19 protein-coding genes are annotated in these 17,604 nt (G+C 67.3%); 13 read left to right on the plus strand and 6 right to left on the minus strand.

All coding sequences use genetic code 11. The features are described from left to right. Positions 1-165: 165 nt before the first annotated feature. The gene (locus AB0J58_RS41075; protein WP_364226422.1) at positions 166-642 is read left to right on the plus strand and encodes a DUF3427 domain-containing protein; all 477 of its coding nucleotides are present in this window, start codon (positions 166-168) and stop codon (positions 640-642) included. Positions 643-842: 200 nt separating this feature from the next. Here AB0J58_RS41075 and AB0J58_RS41080 read toward each other — a convergent pair whose 3' ends face one another. Both AB0J58_RS41080 and AB0J58_RS41085 read right to left on the minus strand, forming a co-directional pair. Continuing rightward, positions 843-1,046, minus strand: a complete 204-nt coding sequence (locus AB0J58_RS41080; RefSeq protein WP_364226376.1) for a DUF397 domain-containing protein — start codon at positions 1,044-1,046, stop codon at positions 843-845. A gap of 5 nt (positions 1,047-1,051) precedes the next feature. Beyond that, on the minus strand, positions 1,052-1,909 hold the full coding sequence (locus AB0J58_RS41085; RefSeq protein WP_364226378.1) for a helix-turn-helix transcriptional regulator: 858 nt from the start codon (positions 1,907-1,909) through the stop codon (positions 1,052-1,054). Positions 1,910-2,633: 724 nt separating this feature from the next. On the opposite strand from AB0J58_RS41085, the gene AB0J58_RS41090 reads away from it, so the two are divergent. From AB0J58_RS41090 to AB0J58_RS41115, 6 genes are all read left to right on the plus strand, one after another. Beyond that, positions 2,634-3,017, plus strand: coding sequence for a hypothetical protein (locus AB0J58_RS41090; protein WP_364226381.1), 384 nt, complete (start codon positions 2,634-2,636; stop codon positions 3,015-3,017). Further along, positions 2,974-3,579, plus strand: coding sequence for an ATP-binding protein (locus AB0J58_RS41095; protein ID WP_364226384.1), 606 nt, complete (start codon positions 2,974-2,976; stop codon positions 3,577-3,579). The genes AB0J58_RS41090 and AB0J58_RS41095 overlap by 44 nt, the downstream gene beginning before the upstream one ends. Positions 3,580-3,807: 228 nt before the next feature. Then, positions 3,808-4,626 (plus strand): hypothetical protein, encoded by an 819-nt coding sequence (locus AB0J58_RS41100; protein WP_364226386.1) that lies wholly within the window; start codon positions 3,808-3,810, stop codon positions 4,624-4,626. Between the two features lie 10 nt (positions 4,627-4,636). Then, positions 4,637-5,140, plus strand: coding sequence for a PIN domain-containing protein (locus tag AB0J58_RS41105; protein WP_364226388.1), 504 nt, complete (start codon positions 4,637-4,639; stop codon positions 5,138-5,140). Between the two features lie 132 nt (positions 5,141-5,272). After that, positions 5,273-7,909, plus strand: a complete 2,637-nt coding sequence (locus tag AB0J58_RS41110) for a hypothetical protein (protein WP_364226390.1) — start codon at positions 5,273-5,275, stop codon at positions 7,907-7,909. Then, positions 7,906-8,796 carry a phosphotransferase gene (locus tag AB0J58_RS41115; RefSeq protein ID WP_364226393.1) on the plus strand — a complete coding sequence of 297 codons (891 nt, stop codon included), beginning with the start codon at positions 7,906-7,908 and terminating at the stop codon, positions 8,794-8,796. The genes AB0J58_RS41110 and AB0J58_RS41115 overlap by 4 nt, the downstream gene beginning before the upstream one ends. On the opposite strand, the gene AB0J58_RS41120 is transcribed toward AB0J58_RS41115, so the two are convergent. The 3 genes from AB0J58_RS41120 to AB0J58_RS41130 all read right to left on the minus strand — a co-directional run bounded on the left by AB0J58_RS41120 (position 8,797) and on the right by AB0J58_RS41130 (position 11,214). Continuing rightward, complete coding sequence (locus AB0J58_RS41120) at positions 8,797-9,252, minus strand: prolyl oligopeptidase family serine peptidase (protein ID WP_364226396.1); 456 nt, start codon at positions 9,250-9,252, stop codon at positions 8,797-8,799. It lies immediately after the preceding gene. A gap of 117 nt (positions 9,253-9,369) precedes the next feature. After that, entirely contained in the window at positions 9,370-10,023 is a 654-nt protein-coding gene (locus AB0J58_RS41125) for a response regulator transcription factor (RefSeq protein WP_364226424.1), read from the minus strand. A 12-nt stretch (positions 10,024-10,035) separates the two neighbouring features. Further along, entirely contained in the window at positions 10,036-11,214 is a 1,179-nt protein-coding gene (locus tag AB0J58_RS41130; RefSeq protein WP_364226399.1) for a histidine kinase, read from the minus strand. Positions 11,215-11,565: 351 nt separating this feature from the next. Between AB0J58_RS41130 and AB0J58_RS41135 the strand changes: the two genes are divergently transcribed. The 5 genes from AB0J58_RS41135 (at position 11,566) to AB0J58_RS41155 (ending at position 15,108) form a co-directional block, all read left to right on the plus strand. Next, positions 11,566-11,991, plus strand: coding sequence for a hypothetical protein (locus AB0J58_RS41135; RefSeq protein WP_364226402.1), 426 nt, complete (start codon positions 11,566-11,568; stop codon positions 11,989-11,991). Between the two features lie 89 nt (positions 11,992-12,080). Continuing rightward, positions 12,081-12,830, plus strand: coding sequence for an ATP-binding cassette domain-containing protein (locus tag AB0J58_RS41140; RefSeq protein WP_364226404.1), 750 nt, complete (start codon positions 12,081-12,083; stop codon positions 12,828-12,830). Between the two features lie 3 nt (positions 12,831-12,833). Continuing rightward, complete coding sequence (locus AB0J58_RS41145) at positions 12,834-14,090, plus strand: hypothetical protein (protein ID WP_364226407.1); 1,257 nt, start codon at positions 12,834-12,836, stop codon at positions 14,088-14,090. Further along, positions 14,087-14,668, plus strand: a complete 582-nt coding sequence (locus AB0J58_RS41150; protein ID WP_364226410.1) for a hypothetical protein — start codon at positions 14,087-14,089, stop codon at positions 14,666-14,668. The genes AB0J58_RS41145 and AB0J58_RS41150 overlap by 4 nt, the downstream gene beginning before the upstream one ends. Before the next feature lie 251 nt (positions 14,669-14,919). Beyond that, positions 14,920-15,108, plus strand: a complete 189-nt coding sequence (locus AB0J58_RS41155) for an ATP-binding protein (protein WP_364226413.1) — start codon at positions 14,920-14,922, stop codon at positions 15,106-15,108. 935 nt (positions 15,109-16,043) lie between these two features. On the opposite strand, the gene AB0J58_RS41160 is transcribed toward AB0J58_RS41155, so the two are convergent. Further along, positions 16,044-16,493: a DUF4352 domain-containing protein gene (locus tag AB0J58_RS41160; protein WP_364226416.1), complete on the minus strand. Its 450-nt coding sequence runs from the start codon at positions 16,491-16,493 to the stop codon at positions 16,044-16,046. Positions 16,494-16,579: 86 nt separating this feature from the next. Here AB0J58_RS41160 and AB0J58_RS41165 point away from each other — a divergent pair, with 86 nt between their 5' ends. After that, on the plus strand, positions 16,580-17,533 hold the full coding sequence (locus AB0J58_RS41165) for a transposase family protein (protein WP_364226419.1): 954 nt from the start codon (positions 16,580-16,582) through the stop codon (positions 17,531-17,533). Positions 17,534-17,604 lie beyond the last annotated feature (71 nt).

The following is a 17,604-nucleotide window of genomic DNA, read 5'->3' on the forward strand; positions in this document are numbered from 1 at the left end:
CCGCAAGCAGGCCGGCTCCGCAAACGAGACAAACGATGCTAAAGTGACTATTGAGGCGATTACCTCTTAATAGTCACCGGATTACGGGTGGCCTTCTCAAACACCACCTCTCTGGGCGTGACCCCCAGGCACGTCACCAAACCTCTGCCTGAGCCGCTGGGACAGGTGCCTCTCTCAGTCAACGCCCGGTATTCGGCTGATGAGATCCTTGCGGCCCTCGACTGGGCGAAGCTCGGTGGCTCCATGACGTCAACCACGCGCGAAGGTGCTGTATGGGCCCCAGCCACACAGTGCGACGCGTTCTTTGTCACCTTACGCAAGAACGAAAATGAGTTCTCACCCCAAACCATGTACCGGGACTTCGCACTCACCCCGACTCTGTTCCATTGGGAGTCCCAGCGCCGCACGAGTCCGCAGTCAACCACTGGACTCCGCTACCAGAACCACGAGCGGGACGGCAGTCATGTTCTGCTATTCACCCGGGAACGCAAGAAAGACGAGAACGGCTACGCCGAACCGTTCATCTTCCACGGCACCGCCCGATACGTGGAACACCGAGGTGAGAGACCCATGGCTGTGACCTGGCGGCTTGATGAGGAGATGCCCGCTGACTTGTTCCGTCGCGCTGCTATCGCGGGGTAATGCAAGATCTCTGACCATGTAAAGGCCAGCGCTGGCGTCTTCCATGAGCAGTAGAGCAATTAATTAAGCGTCTTTTTCTTCCGCCAATGAGAGAGTCATCTCATTGGCGGAATTGAGATTGCCTGCCACAGGCTTGAACATACTCTCGGCAACCTCTGTCGCTTGCCATGGAGGATCCGGTCGAACCATTGGCTAGCTAATCAGATCTCAAATGATCCGTTCTTGATACCGCCGATGAAGGCCTGCCATTCGGCGCCAGCAAAGCGTAGCACCGGCCCGTTCGGGTCCTTGCTGTCCCGTACGGCATGGCCGCCGTCGGGGAGCTCTGCCGTCTCTACACAGTTGTCCTGTTGAGCGCTCTGGCTGCTCTTGCGCCAGGTGAGTACAGGGGTGATTCGGTCCACGGTTGTTACCTCTCCTCCTGCTTTAGTTGGTCAACCAGGGCAGTCACGTAGTGCACGGACTGCTCGACGGTCAGAGCAGCCGCTACCACACGATTGAACATGAGCGCATACGCCTGGACCTCCTCTGGTCGTTCCAAAAAGAGATTGTCCGTTGGTGTCTCCAGGTAGACAAGCGATGGATCCAGATCGCCCATAAAGTCCAGGACGACGAATCCGCTACCCATCGCCGCATGTGCACCGATCGAGTCGGGCAGCACCTGCACGGTGATATTGGGGTGCCTCGCCATGCTGACGAGATGTGTGAGCTGTTCAGCCATGGCGGCCGGGCCGCCAACCATCTTCCTCAGTGCTGCCTCATCGACGACGGCCCAGAACTGGGGCGGGTTATCGCGGTTGAGGATCGCCTGCCGAGCCAAGCGCGCCTCAACGTGCCGCCGCACAGCGGCCTGATCAAGAACCTGCCCAGCTTGGAAGACTGCCGTGGCATAAGCGGCTGTTTGCAGCAGGCCCGGGATGGTCACGAGTTCGACGGTGCGGATCTGGGTCGCTTCCGCTTCGAAGCCGGGAAGGCTGCCACCGAACACATCCTTGTACTTGGCCCACCAACCTTTTTCGCGGGACTGCCGAGCAAGGTCGAGTATCGCTTCGCGCACAGTGGGATCGATGACGTTGTAGAGGTCCAGCAGGAGACGAACGTTACCGATATCGGGCAGAACCCACTTGTTCTGCTCCATGTGGGTGAGGCGGCCTCGTGACCATTCCAAGCGCTTGGCGACTTCATCATGCGTGAGACCGGCTTGCTCGCGGAGCCGGATGAGCTCAGCGCTCAGACGTCGTCGTTTAACGGTGGGACTACCGATCATTGGACCCCTCTTCACACCTTAAATGAGCCAATCACACAATTTAACTACTGAAACCAGACAATATCGACGATGAAATCTTGGCCTTGAAAATTCTGCGGCCAGCCATCACCATATGGAGAGTATCCATCACCGAGAGTGATGAAGGCGCGACTATTGCCTAGTGCGCCTTTTGGACTCTTGGGGAGCTTTCGGAGCTAGTGCCCGAATGGGCCACTATGAGCTCGGCTAGTCCGGCAGCGCTATCAATAGGCCAAGGACGCTGAAGAAAACGGTTCTGCCAGGCGAATGCCGTCGTCTGGCAGAACCTCGCCCGCACACTGGAGGTGCGAACTGTGCTCAACCCTAGTAGAGCCTTAAAGATCATCCGAGTCCGTTGGCATGCCGAGCAGCCGCCGACTCCCCTCGGGTGCCGCTGGTGCGGCCACCCCCCGTACGCGCACGACGCCGACAGCCTGCCGCATCGGCCCACTCACCTGTGGGAGCAGCCCACCCCGGCCCAGGTCCGTACCCGGATGACGGCCCGGCGTCGCCTTGGCCTGTGCGGCCGGCTGCCCGCGCCCGCCATGTCGACCACCGTGGCCCCGCGCCCGACGAGCCGTCCCCTCGCTGGTTCTCCCACCGGCCGGGGACGCCACTCGCGACCGGCCACACCGTCGTACGGGCGCGAATCGCCGCCAGGGGTACGGCCCGGCAGGCGCGAGGCGTACCGGAAGGGGGTGACGGCATGAGCACCCTCTCCCTCGAAATGGAGAACCTCCGGCACGAGCCCGGCGAGGATCCTCGGGCGCTGCGCACGCTGACGCTCCGCTTCCCCGACTGGCGTCCCTGGTACGGCCACGCCACCGGACGCTGGTGGGCGCTCTCCCCCACCCGGTACCGGCAGCACATCGGCCTTGTCGAAGCCGACACCCCCGCCGAACTCGCCGCCCGAATGCAGCACATCGAGGACTTCCACCCCCACCCCGAGCAGCCACCCGGCATCGACCAGCAGACGACCGCCGGGGACACCGGGGTCGCCGGAGGCAGCCAGAGCACCGAGATCACCGGCAAGGGAGGTGACCGGGATGACCGTACGACTGCTGTCCGTCCTCGCCGGCGTGCTCACTGACCGATTCCGGACCACAACCGGCGACGCCACCGGACCGGCTCACCCAGCCGCGATGTGGTCGCCGTACCCGGGCCGGATCCCCGGCTGGTCGACGCCGCCGAACCACGCCCCCGTCATCTCCCAGCGGTTCCCGGCCACCACCGACCAGGTCAGGCCCGCGCGGAACTTCGTCGCCGAGATCCTCGGCGACGACCACCCGCTCCGCGACGACGCCATGCTCCTCACCAGCGAACTCGCCACCAACGCCGTCGAACACTCCACCAGACCAATTGACGCCGAACCAATCGACGCCGAACCAACAGATACCGAACCGACCGACACCGGAACCGCGGACACCACACCGGACGACCGGCCCAGGGAGTTCGTCGTCACCGTCGCCTTCACCCCGCACGGCGTCATCGTCACCGTCCAGGACCCCGGCTCCGCGCGGATCCCCTGCACCAGAAACCCCCAACCCAACGCCACCGGCGGCCGAGGACTCCTCCTCGTCAACGAACTCGCCACCCGCTGGGGCTTCCACCGCGACCCCACCGGAACCGTCATCTGGTTCGAACTCACCTGACAGACCGGCCCGGCCGATGTGCTGATCTTGGGCGCAGGCCTCGAGCCTGCCCCAAGGTCAGATCCTTTCGGCAGAAGCGGTCGCCCGGACTCTGGCAACGGTCCATGATGCTCACGTGCTGTTCACCCAGGGTGCTTACCCCCTACCGCTGAGGAGTCGGCGATGACGCGGCGCGGGCGACGGCCCCGGTTGATGGTCCTGCCGCATCGGTCCCGTTACGGTGAGGCCATGAGTGCCAATGCGTTGGAAGTCCGCCTCCGCGAGGGGAGAGAGCGGATTGATCTCGCACGGTACACCGACACTCTCACCCAGGTTCAGCGTGCGCTGAACGACATCGACCATGTCCTCACCCAGCGGAAAACCGTCAGACCCGCATGGATCGTGCAGGACCTCGGCCATGACGAGCAAGAGCTCGTTGTACGCCTGAGCGCCAGGGAGACCTCTCGCCGCGACCACGCCTCGCTGCTCGCCTCCATTGACGCGCTGGTCTCAGGGGTGGAGCAACTCCAGGAGACTCCCGAGGTTCCCCAGTACTACACCGCGACCACGGTGGAGCGGCTGTTGAGGATCGGAAAACCTGGCAACGGCGTCCAAGAGGTCTCCCTCGCCACTGTCAACGACACGGCCGGTCCACATTTCCCGGTGTCCGAACCGGTCCGGGAGCATGCCCGGCTCGCCATGACCGGGACGCAGGTCTCCCTCGGGTCGGTAGCCGGCTGGATCGACCAGATGAGCGTGCGCCGTCTGAACAAGGGCGTGTCCTCGGTGAGCCTGTTCGACCCCTCAACGCGACGGGCCGTACTTGGACGGCTTCCCGCCGAGATGCAGGCCGTCGTCGAAAGCATGTGGCGCAGACGAGTACTGGCTCGTGGGACGGTATGGCGCAACGACCACGGACAGGTAGTCAAGATCGATATCGAACACCTGGAGCCTCTCCCCGAAGAACCGGCAACACCCGCACCGGTCGCGGAACTACTGGGGATCGCACCGGACTGGCTGGGCGGTCAGAGCGTCGACGACTACATCCGGGAGGCGAGGCGTGCCTAGCCTCCCCCGCGTGTACCTCGACGCCAACGTGTACCTCGACTTGATCATCCGCAATGAGGACATCAACAAGAGCACGGGTGAGGAGCGGTGGCGCAGCGCCGCTGCGGTGTTCGAGGGAATCTTGGCCCAGGAGGCCGAGATGGTTGCCTCTCCCCTGGTCGAAGCCGAGGTTCTGTGCAACGGCAACGCACGCCTACGCCGGGAACGTTCCGAGAAGGTACGCGAGCTGCTCCGAACGTGGTTCATCGCCCCTGGCACCATATGGGTTGACATAGATCGATACCTCGTCCGTGAAGCTGTTCGCCTCCGCGAGGCTTACGGATCGCAGCATGAAAAAGGCTCGAAACCCTTCGGTGCGACCGACGCGTTGCACCTGGCAGCCGCACTCCGCGCGAAGTGCGGCTATTTCATGACATGCGATGAGGGTTTCCCCCTCGGACAGACCATTGACGGGATGAAGATCATCCGCCCCGACATCATATGGCCGGAAAAGCTACGACTGGAGATGGAGTAGAGGCCCGAGGGCTCTGACAAACCGGTACGGCGCCGCCCAGAACGATCACGACGACCTTCGTCCCGCTTTTGGGGACCACCGGAATCCCAGGTCGGCTTTACTTCTCCGGCCGCCGGGTGATCTTCTGTCCGAGTGGACCTTGACCAGTTCTTTGCATTCGGACCCGAGGTGCCGTTCACCGCGAAACGGGTGTTCACCGACCGTGAGGAGTACATCCGGGCGTTCCAGCAGCGGATTGCGGTACACCTGGCCGAGGAGTGGCCCGTCGAGAGGCTGATGGATTTCCAACGGCCCGCCCGGAACGTGATGGGACTGAGCGGGGAGGGCGGCATCGGGAAGTCCACGCTGATCCGCCACCTCGCAGACCTCGCCCAGCGTGGCGAGTTCGACGGGCTCCCGGATGACCGCTCGGTCGCCGTCATCGATTTCGCGGACCTGTCGAGCCAGAGCTTCGAAACGGTGCTGCTCCGGGTACGCGCCGCGCTGGGGCGCCTGGGCAGGTCATGGCCCGCTTTCGACATCGCGCTCTCGGCCTACTGGGAGCGCAAGCACCCCGGTGAGTCCCTGGTCCGCTTTCTGGGGAAGTCCTCCTCGGTCGGTGCCGTCTCCGATTCGCTGCGTCTTTCCGAGCAGGTCGCGTCGAGCGTCGACGGCCTGTTCGCGGGGCTCGGTGTCGTCACGACCGCCTACCGGGTTCTCGATCTGGTCGGCACATCCGCGCGGCAGTCGATCACCCTGCGACGACTCCGGCGTGACCTCCCGGCGTTCGGCCCGATCCTTCAGGAGGAGAACCCGGACCGGATGCTCGGCTACCTGCCGATCCTGCTGAGCGCGGACCTGGAGCAGATTCGCCGGAAGGACCCGGTGCTGGCTCTCTGCGTACTCGACACGTTCGAGAACGTTCAGGTTCTGCCGCCCGAGCGGGGCGGGTTGGAGGATCTGGTCACCCGGATGGCGTACCTGATGCCCAATGTGTTCTTCACCGTCGGGAGCAGGCGCCCGCTGCGGTGGCATGAGCCGGTACGGAGCGTCGGGCTGACGTACGGCGGGGCACAACGGTGGCCGGGGCTGGCCGATCTCACCGACCAGTTCCCGGTCGACGGCTTCGAGGCCTCGGACGCCGACCTGTTCCTGCGGGAGCGGCTGCTCGTCGACGACGAACCGGCCATGGATGCCGGGCTGCGGGAGCGGATCGTGGCCGGTTCCGGAGGATCCCCGCTCTATCTGGAGCTGTCGACGGGCCTGTTCGAACAGCACCTGGCCCGGGGAGAGACCCCGGACCCGAAGGTGTTCGGCGAGCCGTTTCCCGAGTTGGTCCTGCGGATGATGCGCGACCTGCCGCCCGAGGACCGGGACCTGCTCCGGGCCGCGGCGCTGCTGGAGGCGTTCGACGACCGGCTGCTGGCCGCGATCCTGCCCGAGGCGCGCGGCAGGCGGATCGAGGACTTCATCGCCCGACGCTTCGTACGACACGATCCGACCGTGTGGCCGCCCTGCCGCCTGCACGAGAACCTGCGTCGCGGTGTCACCGACTGCGACGCGCACACCCCGGACGGATGGACCGTCCGGGAGCGGCAAGACCGGGCCTCGCAGGCGTTGGCGTATCTGACGGACTTCACGCTGTCGATCTGGGGTGACGACCCGCCGGCCGGACTGACCCCGGCCGACCACAGCCGCCGTACCGTCGCCGCCTTTCTGCTCGCCCTGCACGGCGCCGCCGAGCATGACGTCCTGCCACCGGGGCTGGGGCAGATGGCCTACACCATGCGCTATCTGGGGCACTGGCAGGTGCTGACGTCACTGCCCAGGTTCAGCGCGCCTCCGCAGCTGGCCGCGCTCGCAGAGGTGGCCAGGCTGACGGTCCAGGTGGACCAGGGGGCGACGGAGCGCCACACGGCCATGAAAGCGGCGGTCGAGAACGCCGGCGCGAGTCCGTACGCCGACTACTTTCACTTCGAACTCGGCAGCCTGGCCCAGTTCACCGGTGACCTGACCGGCTCCGACCGCCATCTCGGCATGGTCGCCGACCAGCTCTCGCCGCTCGGCGTCGCCGCCCGGTTCGACCTGGCGGGCAACGCCTTCCGGCGCAGTCGTTACACGGAGGTCGTACGGCAGATCGAGAGAAGGTCGGCGGGGACGAGGCTGGAACGGATCGGCACCGGTGACCTGATGGGCCATGTGTACCTGCACAACGCCCGGTTCCAGGAGGCCGCGGAGCTGTTCACGCGGGTCCTGGCAGAGGCACGGCAGGCCGACGCGCCGCTCTGGGCGGCGCGGGCCGCACGCCATCAGGCTCTCGCCTCCATGTGGTTCGATCCGGAGCTGACCCTCCGGACGGTTCCGGAGGCGCGTGAGCTCAACCAGTCGGTCGGGGAGGTCGTGGGGCTGGCCCAGTGCGACATGGCGGAGTCGATGGCCCACGCCATGCGAGGAGAGTGGGCCGTCGCCACCCGCCTCCTCGACGAGGCTCGCCGGACCTTCGAGGCCGTCGGCGCCTCCGCCGAGTTGTTGCCCATTGACGTGGTCGAGGTCCTGCAGCTCATCGCACGAGGCCAAGATGAGCAGGCCCTGTCCATCACGGTCCGCCTCGCGGAGACGGCCGGAGCCGAGGAGGCTTTCCTGCCCGTGTGGTCGGCGGTCACCGCGCTCTGGACCGGACAGCCGGAACTGCACGACTTCACCCGGACAAGGTGGTTGGATCTTCCTGAGGCGACACGGGAGCGGTGGGTACAACCGCTCCATCGACTGCGAGCGGGAGGCGGATCATGAGGGTCTGCGGCCCGCTTGATGTCGGTGACAGACGAGGACTCATCCCGACCGGCCGCGTTCCGGAGGCCGAGATCGCCAAGGCGCGTGACGTGGCGCTCAAGAGTGCGGCGTTCGATGGTGTGGCCGGGCCGTACGAGCCGGGGGCCACCGTGGTCTACGGCCGCCGAACGGCCGTCAAGGTCCAGCACCGCCTGCACGAACGCCTTGGTACCGCGCTGCGGATGGAGTCGATGCGTAAGGCCGCGGGGATCAGGGTTCCGGCCCTGCTGGACGCGGGCACCGTGCGGACCGCGTCCGGACCGCGATGGTGGCTCGTGCTGGAAAAGATCGGCGGCTCACCCGGCGAACATCCGACTCCCGCCCAGCAACGCGGCCTGGGCGAGCAACTTCGCCGCTGGCACGGTGCCACGGACCAGGGTGGCCTGCGCCTGGACGAGCCCGGTGCTCTCGGGGTGCTGCTCGGCTCCGCGCGCCACCTCGCGACCCGCGATTACCCGGCCATCTCGGACCTGTTCGACCAGGTGTGCGCGGGACAGCCGATGACGGCCATCCACGGGGATGCCGCCGTGGGGCACAACGTCCTCTTCGAGGGCGACGATCTGCTCGCCGTCCTCGACCCGGGTGCGGTCGAGGTCGGGCCGCCCATGCTCGATCTCGCCTGGTGCCTCGCCGTCGACCTGCCATGTGGTGCTCATCCGCGATGGCTGCTGGAAGGGTACGGCACCGACGCGGTCGACCAGGAGGCACTCAATGCCTTGCTGCCGCTCATGATCCTGCGCAGGTTGATCGATACCCAGGTGGAGGGAAGCGGAGAGGATTCCCGATGGCTCGCAGCCTGGCTGTCCGCAAACGCCCCTGAACTACTGCCTCTGGCCTCGGCGTCGTGATCAGATTCCTGATAGAAGAACGTGTTCCGATTCCACGTGGAGAACACGGTGAACGTCAGCAGGTCTTCGCAGCGTGTGGCCTGCTCCGGGGATGACGACCAGACGAGCATTGAGGCTCCTGGCCTGCTCCAGTGGGGTTACCCGATCCTCGTCGCCATGGATCAGAAGCAGCGGACGCTGAATCGCGGCTTCTGATTCACCGGAGAGCTCACTGCGGAGCAACTCCGCGTGATGGGCCTGGAACTTCGGTGCGGCTCTGCTCCAGCTCTCCAGATCGGCCACGGCCGACCTGGCGATCCCGACCGCGAACACATCGGTGATCGCCAGGGCCCGTAAAACGGTGTACCCGCCGGCGCTGGCCCCCCAGATCGCCACCCGCCCGGGATCCGCTCGTCCGGCGGAAACCAGGTGACGAGTGGCATAGGCGCTTGTTTGCAGCAGGCCCGGGATGATCACGAGTTCGACGGTCAGCTGGAGGTGCCGTTGAACGACAGGGCCTTGCCGTACTTGCCGTTGGCCCGGTTGGTGGTGAGCATCATCGGCTGACCGGCCCGCTCCCGGGGCTCGAGCGGGTCAGCCGAAGCGGACGAGCCCCTGCTCGAAGGCGAAGACGACGGCCTGGACCCGGTCGCGGAGGTCGAGTTTGGTGAGGATGTGACTGACGTGCGTGCGGACCGTCCCCTCCGCCAGGTGCAGGCGGGCCGCGATCTCGGCGTTCGTCAGACCGTCGGCGATCTCGGCAAGCACCTCGCGTTCGCGCGGACTGAGCAGCGCGGCCCGCCTGTCCGGGGTCTTGTCCACGTCGGGAAGGCGGGGGACGAAGTGCGACAGAAGCCGCCGCGTGGTGGAGGGGGCGATGACCGCGTCGCCACGGTGTACGGTGCGGATCGCCTCGATGAAGGAGGCCGACCCTGTGTCCTTCAACAGGAACCCGCTGGCACCGGCTTTGATCGCGCCGAAAGCGTACTCGTCCAGGTCGAAGGTGGTGAGGATGAGCACCTTGGGGCCGCCGCGCGCGCAGATGCGCCGGGTCGCCTCGATCCCGTCCATGCGAGGCATTCGCACGTCCATCACCACCACGTCGACCTCGACCTCCTCCAGCAGGTCGAGCGCCTGCTGGCCGTCCGCCGCCTCACCGACGACGTCGATGCCGGGCTCTCGGCGCAGCACCAGCCGGAAGCCGGTGCGGACCAACTCCTGATCGTCGGTCAGCAGGACGCGGATCACCTCGTCCACGGATCACGCCCAGGGAATGGTCGCCCTGACCTGGAAGCCGCCGCCGGGCAACGGCGCGGCCCGCGCCGCACCGCCGAACATCGCGGCGCGCTCGGCGATGCCGATCAGGCCGTACCCGGCCCCGCCGGGGCTGGGCGATGCCGCCGGCCTGCGATGACTCTCACCGGCACCGTCGTCGGTGACCTGGATGTGCAGTCCGTCTTCGGCGTAGCGTAGTAGCACCTCGGCGTTCGCTTCCTTGCCAGTGTGCTTGAGCGTGTTGGTCAGAGCCTCTTGCACGATCCGGTAGGCGGCCAGGCTCAAGCTGGCCGGTGGTTCACGAACTCGTCCCTCGACCCGTAACCGTACCCTTAGCGGCAGCCGTTCGACCAGATCCTCGATCGCCCCGATACCGGGCTGCGGCGTCATGGGCGCCTCACGCAACACCCCCAGGAGCAACCGCAGCTCGCCCAGCGCGACCCGGCCCGACTTCCCGATCGCACCGAGCGCCTGCCCCACCTCGGCGAGGTCGTCGTCCAGCAACGCGGCCGAGGCACCGTCCGACTGGACCACCATCGCGCTCACGTTGTGCGCCACGATGTCGTGCAGTTCCCGCGCGATCCGCACCCGCTCCTGGGCCAGCACCAGCTTCACCCGCGCGTGGGCGACGGCCTCGGCCTCGGAGTGCCGGAGCCTGCCCAGCCCCCAGGCCGCGGCGCACACGACGGCCGATATCACGAACAGGTCCTCGGGAGGTACGGGCTGCGGGAACGGCACCAGGTCCGGACCGCCCCAGATCCGGACAGCGGTCAGCGCGGGGGGCAGCAGCATGCCTGCCAGGAAGAAGCCGACCCGTTTGGAAGAGACCCACCGTCCCGCCGTGTAGAACATCAGCATCAGCGCGGTCGGGGTGCTCAGTTCGGCCCACGAGGCGTTCCACTCCGTCCAGATATCCCACCTTCCGCCGACGAACCACAGCGTCCAGACCAGGGCCAGCACCGACAGCGGGAACCTGCGCCGCCACGCCAGGCCGGCGTAGGCCAGCAGGTCACCCCAGAACATCATCGGGAGCCGGGTGAAGTCGGCGATGCTCTGGTCGTAGTAGGGCACCTCGATCAGTAGGTACGCGCAGGCCGCGACGGCGAGGAAGGCGTCGGACACCTGCGGGTGACCACTCCACCACACCAGCAGGCGCCGCACCATGTCCCCGACGCTACGGCAGGATCTCCGCGCCGGCATCGTCCGTCCCGCGTAGGTTCGCGTGCCCATCCGTCCCGTGGAGAATCGGCCGCGAGACGGATGCGCGCCGAGCGCTCGTCCGTCTCCTCCCCCGCCGCGACCACCTCGCCGGGGCATTCGCAGGGTCTTTTCCCTTTCAGGCCAGTGCCCGCCCATCGGGGCTACGTAGATCCGCCGACGACGAATTCCGCGACGCGGCCGATGCGGACCGATCCGCTCGCGCCGCACTCTTGGGGCGTCGGCAAGTCCCGGGACCTGTCCGGTGAAACGCCGGACCCGGATTCCGGGCTTCAACCACCGAAGAAAGGAGTTCACATGGCGTTCCTGAGCAGGCGCCTTCTCAGCAGGGGGGTGGTGACCGCCGCCGCCGTCTGCGCGCTGGGCGCCTCCGGCGCGACGCTCGCCTACGCGGAGGGTCAGTTCACCACCAGGCTGGAGAACGTCGCCGCGGGCTTCGAGTCCCGCACCTGGAAGGACCTCAACAGAGACCACTGGAGGACGGCGGTCGAGCTGTCCGGCTGCTCGGCCAACTCAAGGGCGGCGGCGCCGAGGCTGGGCCTGTACCGGGAGCGCTTCGGCCCGGACACGCACTACGGCACCAAGGGCTACGGCGGCTGCAACTCACGGATGGTCCGGGGCGACTGGGGAGACGTCCGCTCCGGTAAGTACCACTTCACCGTGAAGAACATGGGCGCGGACTTCTACCGGGTCTCCGCCCGCAAGGTCCAGGTCTACTGGTAAAGAGCGCGCGGGGTCACGGCCGTCCAAGGTTTCGCACGGTTCGGGAGCCGGCCGTGACCCCCGCCCGACGCGATCCCATCGAGGAAAAGATGCCGATCTCATTTCAGGGATGCGGATTCGGCCACCGCCGAGGCTCCCTCGTTCTCACCGGTCTTGATCTCTCCCTTCCCGAGGGCCGCACGGTGCTGCTCGGACCGAACGGGTCCGGCAAGTCGACGCTCCTCGGGCTGGCCGCCTCGCTGCTGCGCCCGCACGCGGGCCGAGTCCTCTACCGGGGACTCGATCCCGCCCGCCGCCGGGACAGGGCACGCTACCGGTCGCTGGTCGGCTGGATGCCCCAGGAGATCCGGCCGCTACCCGGACTGACGGTCCGCGAGCAGGTCGGCTACGCCGGCTGGCTCAAGGGGCTGTCGCGGCGGGAGGCCTGGCGCAGGTCACTGGAGGCACTGGAGGTGGTGGAGTTGGGCACGCTGGCGGACGGCCCCTGCGCCGAGCTGTCGGGCGGCCAGCTCCGCAGGGTCGGGCTGGCTCAGACGTTGGTGCACGACGCCGAGGTGATCCTGCTGGACGAGCCCACCGCGGGGCTGGACCCGGACCAGCGCGAGCGGTTCCGGGAGATCGTCTCACGGGCGGGGGAGCGCGCCCATCTGGTCGTGGCCACCCACGACATCGCGGACCTGGCCGGCACGTACGACTCGGCCGTGGTGCTCGACACGGGCGGGGTGGGTTACGCCGGGCCACTCGCGGGCCTGGTGACATCGGCCGGCGGATCCGTCCGCGGCTCCTTCTCCGACCAGGTCGGGCGCGCCTACCGGCGGCTCGTGACGAGGGAGGTCTGACCCGTGCCGCTGCGCCGCTGGCTGCGCTCCTCCGCGGCCGTGACAGCCCTCCCTCTCATGGCCGTCTACATGTTCCTCGTGCTGGGCGACTCGACGCACTCCCTGGAGGACAACTGGCTGTCCGCCACCGTGCTCGCCGCGTCGGCCGGGGTGATGGCGATGGGCCCGGTGTGCGCGGCGGCAGGTGCCTGGGAGGGGGCCAGACTGTCGCGTGGCCGGGTGGAGGGCGCCGCCCCGGTACGGTCTCCGGCGGAGATCCTCGCCTGGTCGCTGCTCCCGATCCTGGGCGCCGCCGTGTTCGGGCTGCTGGGCGCGCTCTCGTTGGTGGCGATCGCGATGGCGGACGTCCCGGGGTCGCCGGCCCCCTCGGTTCTCGCGGTGGCGCTCCTGGTGATCGTCGCCTGGACCCTCGTCGGGTTCGCCGCCGGCCGGTTCCTGCCTCCGCTCCTCGGCGTGCCGTTGTTGCTGGCGGGCACGTGGTTGTGGCTGGCCTACCCGGCCGCCCTGGAGACCTTCTGGGTACGCCACCTCACGGGCAACAACCTGGGCTTCTGCTGCGAGACCGGCACGACGTTCCACCCGGGCGCCCTGAGCGCCCAGACGATCCTCGCCCTGGCCGTCGCCGGGGCGGCGTTTCTGGCCTGGGCGCGTCACAGGGGCACTCGCCGGGCGTGGGCGGGGATCGTCGGCCTCCCCCTGGCGGCGGCCGTGGTGGCCTTCCCCCTCGTACGGGACATGGGCCCCGAGGCGCAGGTGCCACGCACCGGCGGCCTGGTGTGCTCCCGGTGGGACGGGGCCGAGGTGTGCGTGTGGCCGGAACGCGGGAGACGACTGGGGTTCGCCGCCGGGATCGCCCTGCCCGCGGTGCGGCGGCTGTCGGCGGCGACCGGGCTGCCCGCACCCGGCCGTATCACGGAGGGGCCCGCCGACGGCCGGACGTCCTGGCGCTTCGCGGTGCCACCGGGGGCCGGCGGCGATGACGTGCTCTTCGACCTGGCCATCGGCCTGCTGCCCGCTGATCCGCCGTCGTGCGGGTCCGACTGGTCCGGTGCCGACGCCTACGCGCCGCTGAGCGCCTGGCTGGCCCTGAGGGCGGGTGCCGGGCGAGACTCGGTCGCGCGCAGGACCGGTTCGGCCTCCCTCGGTGTCGCAGAGCGCGCACTGGCACTGTCGTCGGCCGGGCAGGCTTGGTGGTTCCGGCACAACCTCGCGGCGCTGCGCCGCTGTGACATCCCTCCCCGGGAGGTGACCCCACTGTGAGGACCTGGCTCCATGTACACCACGTCGCCTGGTCGGCGCTCTCTCTCGCGATGACGGCGGGGGTGGTCGCGGTGGCCGGTGACGTCCTCGTACCGGTCCCGAACCTCTCGCGAGGGGATCTGGACGGCGTGCCGCTGGCCCTGATCGCGCCGCTGGCGGCGAGCGCCGTGCTCGTGCGCGGTGTGTACGCGGGCCCCGCGGACCTTGAGGCCGTCGCGGTCCGTCCCACCGGCGCCTACCGCGCCGGCTTGGTCGCCGCCGCCTGCGCGGCGCCACTGCTGGCGGGACTTCTCTTCACCACTACGGTGCCGTACGGGACGGTGGCGGCCCGCAATCTGGCGGGTTTCACGGGGCTGGCACTGGTGGCCTCCCGGTGGCGACGTGACACGGCCACCGGGGTGTCGGCCGCCTACATGATCGCCGCGATGCTCCTGGGCGGCGGATCCGGCACCGGATCACTGTGGGACTGGGCGATCACCGACTCCCCTGGCCTCTCCTCCTGGACCGCCCCTGCGACGGCCCTGGCACTCGGCCTGACCTGCTTGGTGTTCCCCGGACGACAGCGCGCGCCGAGTTGAGAGGGATCTCCGCGCGCCGACGGCCGACCTCGGTCACGGGCGCCACGGGCCGTACTTGCGTACCAAGCTGTTCAACTTCACCGTCCACGGCATCGACGAGCTCACTGGTCTGATCAAGGACCGGCTCAAATCCCTGCAGTACCGGCCCGACCTGCTGAACGGCTTCATCGCCGCCCCCCGACACCAGAGCGACCGACGCCGGAACCGCGGACACCATACCGGGCGACCGGCCACGGGAGTTCGTCGTCACGGTGGCCTTCACCCCCCATGGCGTCATCATCACCGTCCAGGACACCGGCTCCGCACAGATCCCCTGCACCAGAAACCCCCAACCCAGCGCCACCGGCGGCCGAGGACTCCTCCTCGTCAACGAACTCGCCACCCGCCGGGGCTTCCACCACGACCCCACCGGAACCGTCATCTGGTTCGAACTCACCTGACAGACCGGCATTGCCGCCTCGTCGAGGATGTCCTTGAGTAACAAGTCGCTCCCCCCTATCGCGGGGATAAGGGACCTGGCTGCCAACCCCAGTCAGGTCCCGTTCGTCTTCGACGCCGGCTGACCACTATCGGCCCGTCAGAGCCTCGATGCCCGGCCGGGATCAGCCGCCCGGCAAAGCCCTGATCGGCGAACACCACCCGGCAGCCACCGCTCGGATACAGCCTCGTCAGCATGGTGATGGCACCGGCGCGATCCTGCACCCCGGCCGAGCGGGACCCCGTCACCTCAGGTGAGGTGTCCGCCTGTAGGTGTCTTTTGGCGTCCGCTTCGCCAATGCTCTGCGGCTGCGAGGTTGTCGAGTCGGGCCAGTTGCTCGACCGCGCGCTCCTTCGCTACATAGCGCATCCTGGAACCTTATAGATCCCAGGATTCCAGCTAATCGGTGATCCTTATCTAGGTGCCGCCGGTCCAGACTGAACCTATGTAAAAGACCCGTTGGTCCCGGCCGGGCATCGCAACATCATCAGGGAAAGGAAAGCAATGCGTCTACGAATCGCGAGTCTCTCACTGGCCTGCGCAGCGGGGATCGCTGCAACCGCGTTCACGGTCACTCCTGCCCATGCTTACCCGACCGACTGTTCTGCGGGGGCCGCCTCGCGGACTGCCTCCATCGCGGTGTGCCATGGGGGGACGGGCTCCTATCGGGCGGTCGCTTTCTGCGATTATCCCGACGGCACCTACGGCTCGGCGTACGGCAGCTGGGTATACATGCCGTCCAATTCATATTCGACGGCATACTGCCCCAATAAATCCATATATGGTGGACAGAGCGTTCTCGATTTCGGCTTTTACGAAAGGCGCAACTGATAAGGGACCTGACTGTTAGCCTCCGTCAGGTCCCGACTTCTGCGAGAGTGGCTGAACGCCTACCGATTACCGAAGGTCAACCCTGGCACCGAAGGAGCGGAACGAGTCGCGCAGCACCAGCGTGGTGAGCTTGGCACTCTTGGGTACGTCGTACAACAGAATCCCCTTGATGCCGTTGCCGGGGTTGAGGTGGGCGTTGGAGTCTTTCAGGTAGACAGCCGCGGTTCCAGTGTCGGCCTTGAACTCCCGGTACTTGCTGTCGAACAGCTTCTGGTTGTTGTCGGAGAACCTCGCAGCCTCGTTCCCGACGTTCCTCACAGTCACGTGGATCAGAACGAACTGCCCCTGAGCCTTCTTGGCGAGCAGCCCCTGACGCACCGTGGACCGCCTCTCCACCCTGGTCACCTTGAACGAGAGCTCTCCGTCCCTGACCACATCCCCGATTCCGGGCACCTTCGGCTTCGGCGCCCGCTTCGGGGTCGACGCTTTGGCGAGAACCTTCTCCGCCTTCTCCACGGGCATACCCTGCGAGAGGGTAGGTGACCAGGGCCCCGGCGTTCCCAGGTTCTGATGGGGTATGGCGAGGTTGAGCGTTTGGCCAGGTGGAAGACGAAAGAGCGCGACTTCTGCTGATCTTTCAGGTCTCTAATCCGAAGATCGCCACAGGAGTCGCGCTCGTGTCCCCATCTTCCCTGACTGGTCCCCGTCTCGTCCCGTGTCTTGACCAGCTCGGCGACTTGGCGTTGTGGGAAGCCGAACTGGCAGCCGATCCGGTCGTGATCGAATCGGCGTTGATGCGCCGGTTGGCGACCGTCCCCGATCACCGCTCGCCCTGCGGGCTGCGCCATCGGCCGGTGGTCATCTTGACGTTGACCGCGTGCGCGACGCTCGTGGTCGGCGGCGACAGCATCGTGGCGATCTGGCAATGGGCGGCCCGGACCGCGCAGCCGGTACTGGAGCGGCTGGATGCCTATCGTGATCCGTTCACCGGCCGATTCGTCGTGCCCAGCGAGAAGACCTTCCGCCGGGTCCTGACCGATCTGGACGCCAACGCGTTGGACGCGGCGATCAGCGGCTACGTGGCCGATGTGGTCCGCCAGGCAGTCTCGGTGCCGCAGATCCTCGACACGCCCGCCCCCGTCGAGCGTGAGCAGCGGCGTGCCGCCGGACGACAGCTCACCCACCCCGCCCCGGCCGGGCTGCTGCCCGCAGCCGCCCTGGATGGCAAGGCCTGTCGCGGTGCCCGGATCGAGCAGGGCGGACGGGTCTTCCTGGTCGGGGCGATCAGCCACGAGCACGGGGTGATCCTCGGCCAGTGCCAGCTCGCCGACAAACGCGGCGAGGGACCGGCCGCCCGCACCCTGCTGCCGCAGCTGGAGGTGGCCGGAATGGTGCTGATGCTGGACGTGCTGCATTCCACCAAGGTGACCGCTCGCCTGATTACCGAGCGCCTGCAGGCCCACTACATCCTCATCGTGAAGGGGAGTCAGCCATTGGCCCGCGCCGCCGCCCAGGCCCTGCTCAATCGTGTCCGGCATCACCAGCCTGCCCGCTGACCTGGCCGGCCCCGCCCACCTCAACCATTACGAACGTGCGCACTGGGGCGTGGAAAACCGTCTCCACTGGG

The organism is Streptosporangium sp. NPDC049644 (assembly GCF_040675205.1).
Classification (GTDB): domain Bacteria; phylum Actinomycetota; class Actinomycetes; order Streptosporangiales; family Streptosporangiaceae; genus Streptosporangium; species Streptosporangium fukuiense.

Bases quoted from the DNA above. Each gene is read 5' to 3' on its own strand.
- AB0J58_RS41085 (WP_364226378.1), bottom strand. From the start codon at position 1,909: ATGATCGGTAGTCCCACCGTTAAACGACGACGTCTGAGCGCTGAGCTC.
- AB0J58_RS41090 (WP_364226381.1), top strand. From the start codon at position 2,634: ATGAGCACCCTCTCCCTCGAAATGGAGAACCTCCGGCACGAGCCCGGC.
- AB0J58_RS41095 (WP_364226384.1), top strand. From the start codon at position 2,974: ATGACCGTACGACTGCTGTCCGTCCTCGCCGGCGTGCTCACTGACCGA.
- AB0J58_RS41100 (WP_364226386.1), top strand. From the start codon at position 3,808: ATGAGTGCCAATGCGTTGGAAGTCCGCCTCCGCGAGGGGAGAGAGCGG.
- AB0J58_RS41115 (WP_364226393.1), top strand. From the start codon at position 7,906: ATGAGGGTCTGCGGCCCGCTTGATGTCGGTGACAGACGAGGACTCATC.
- AB0J58_RS41130 (WP_364226399.1), bottom strand. From the start codon at position 11,214: ATGGTGCGGCGCCTGCTGGTGTGGTGGAGTGGTCACCCGCAGGTGTCC.
- AB0J58_RS41135 (WP_364226402.1), top strand. From the start codon at position 11,566: ATGGCGTTCCTGAGCAGGCGCCTTCTCAGCAGGGGGGTGGTGACCGCC.
- AB0J58_RS41140 (WP_364226404.1), top strand. From the start codon at position 12,081: ATGCCGATCTCATTTCAGGGATGCGGATTCGGCCACCGCCGAGGCTCC.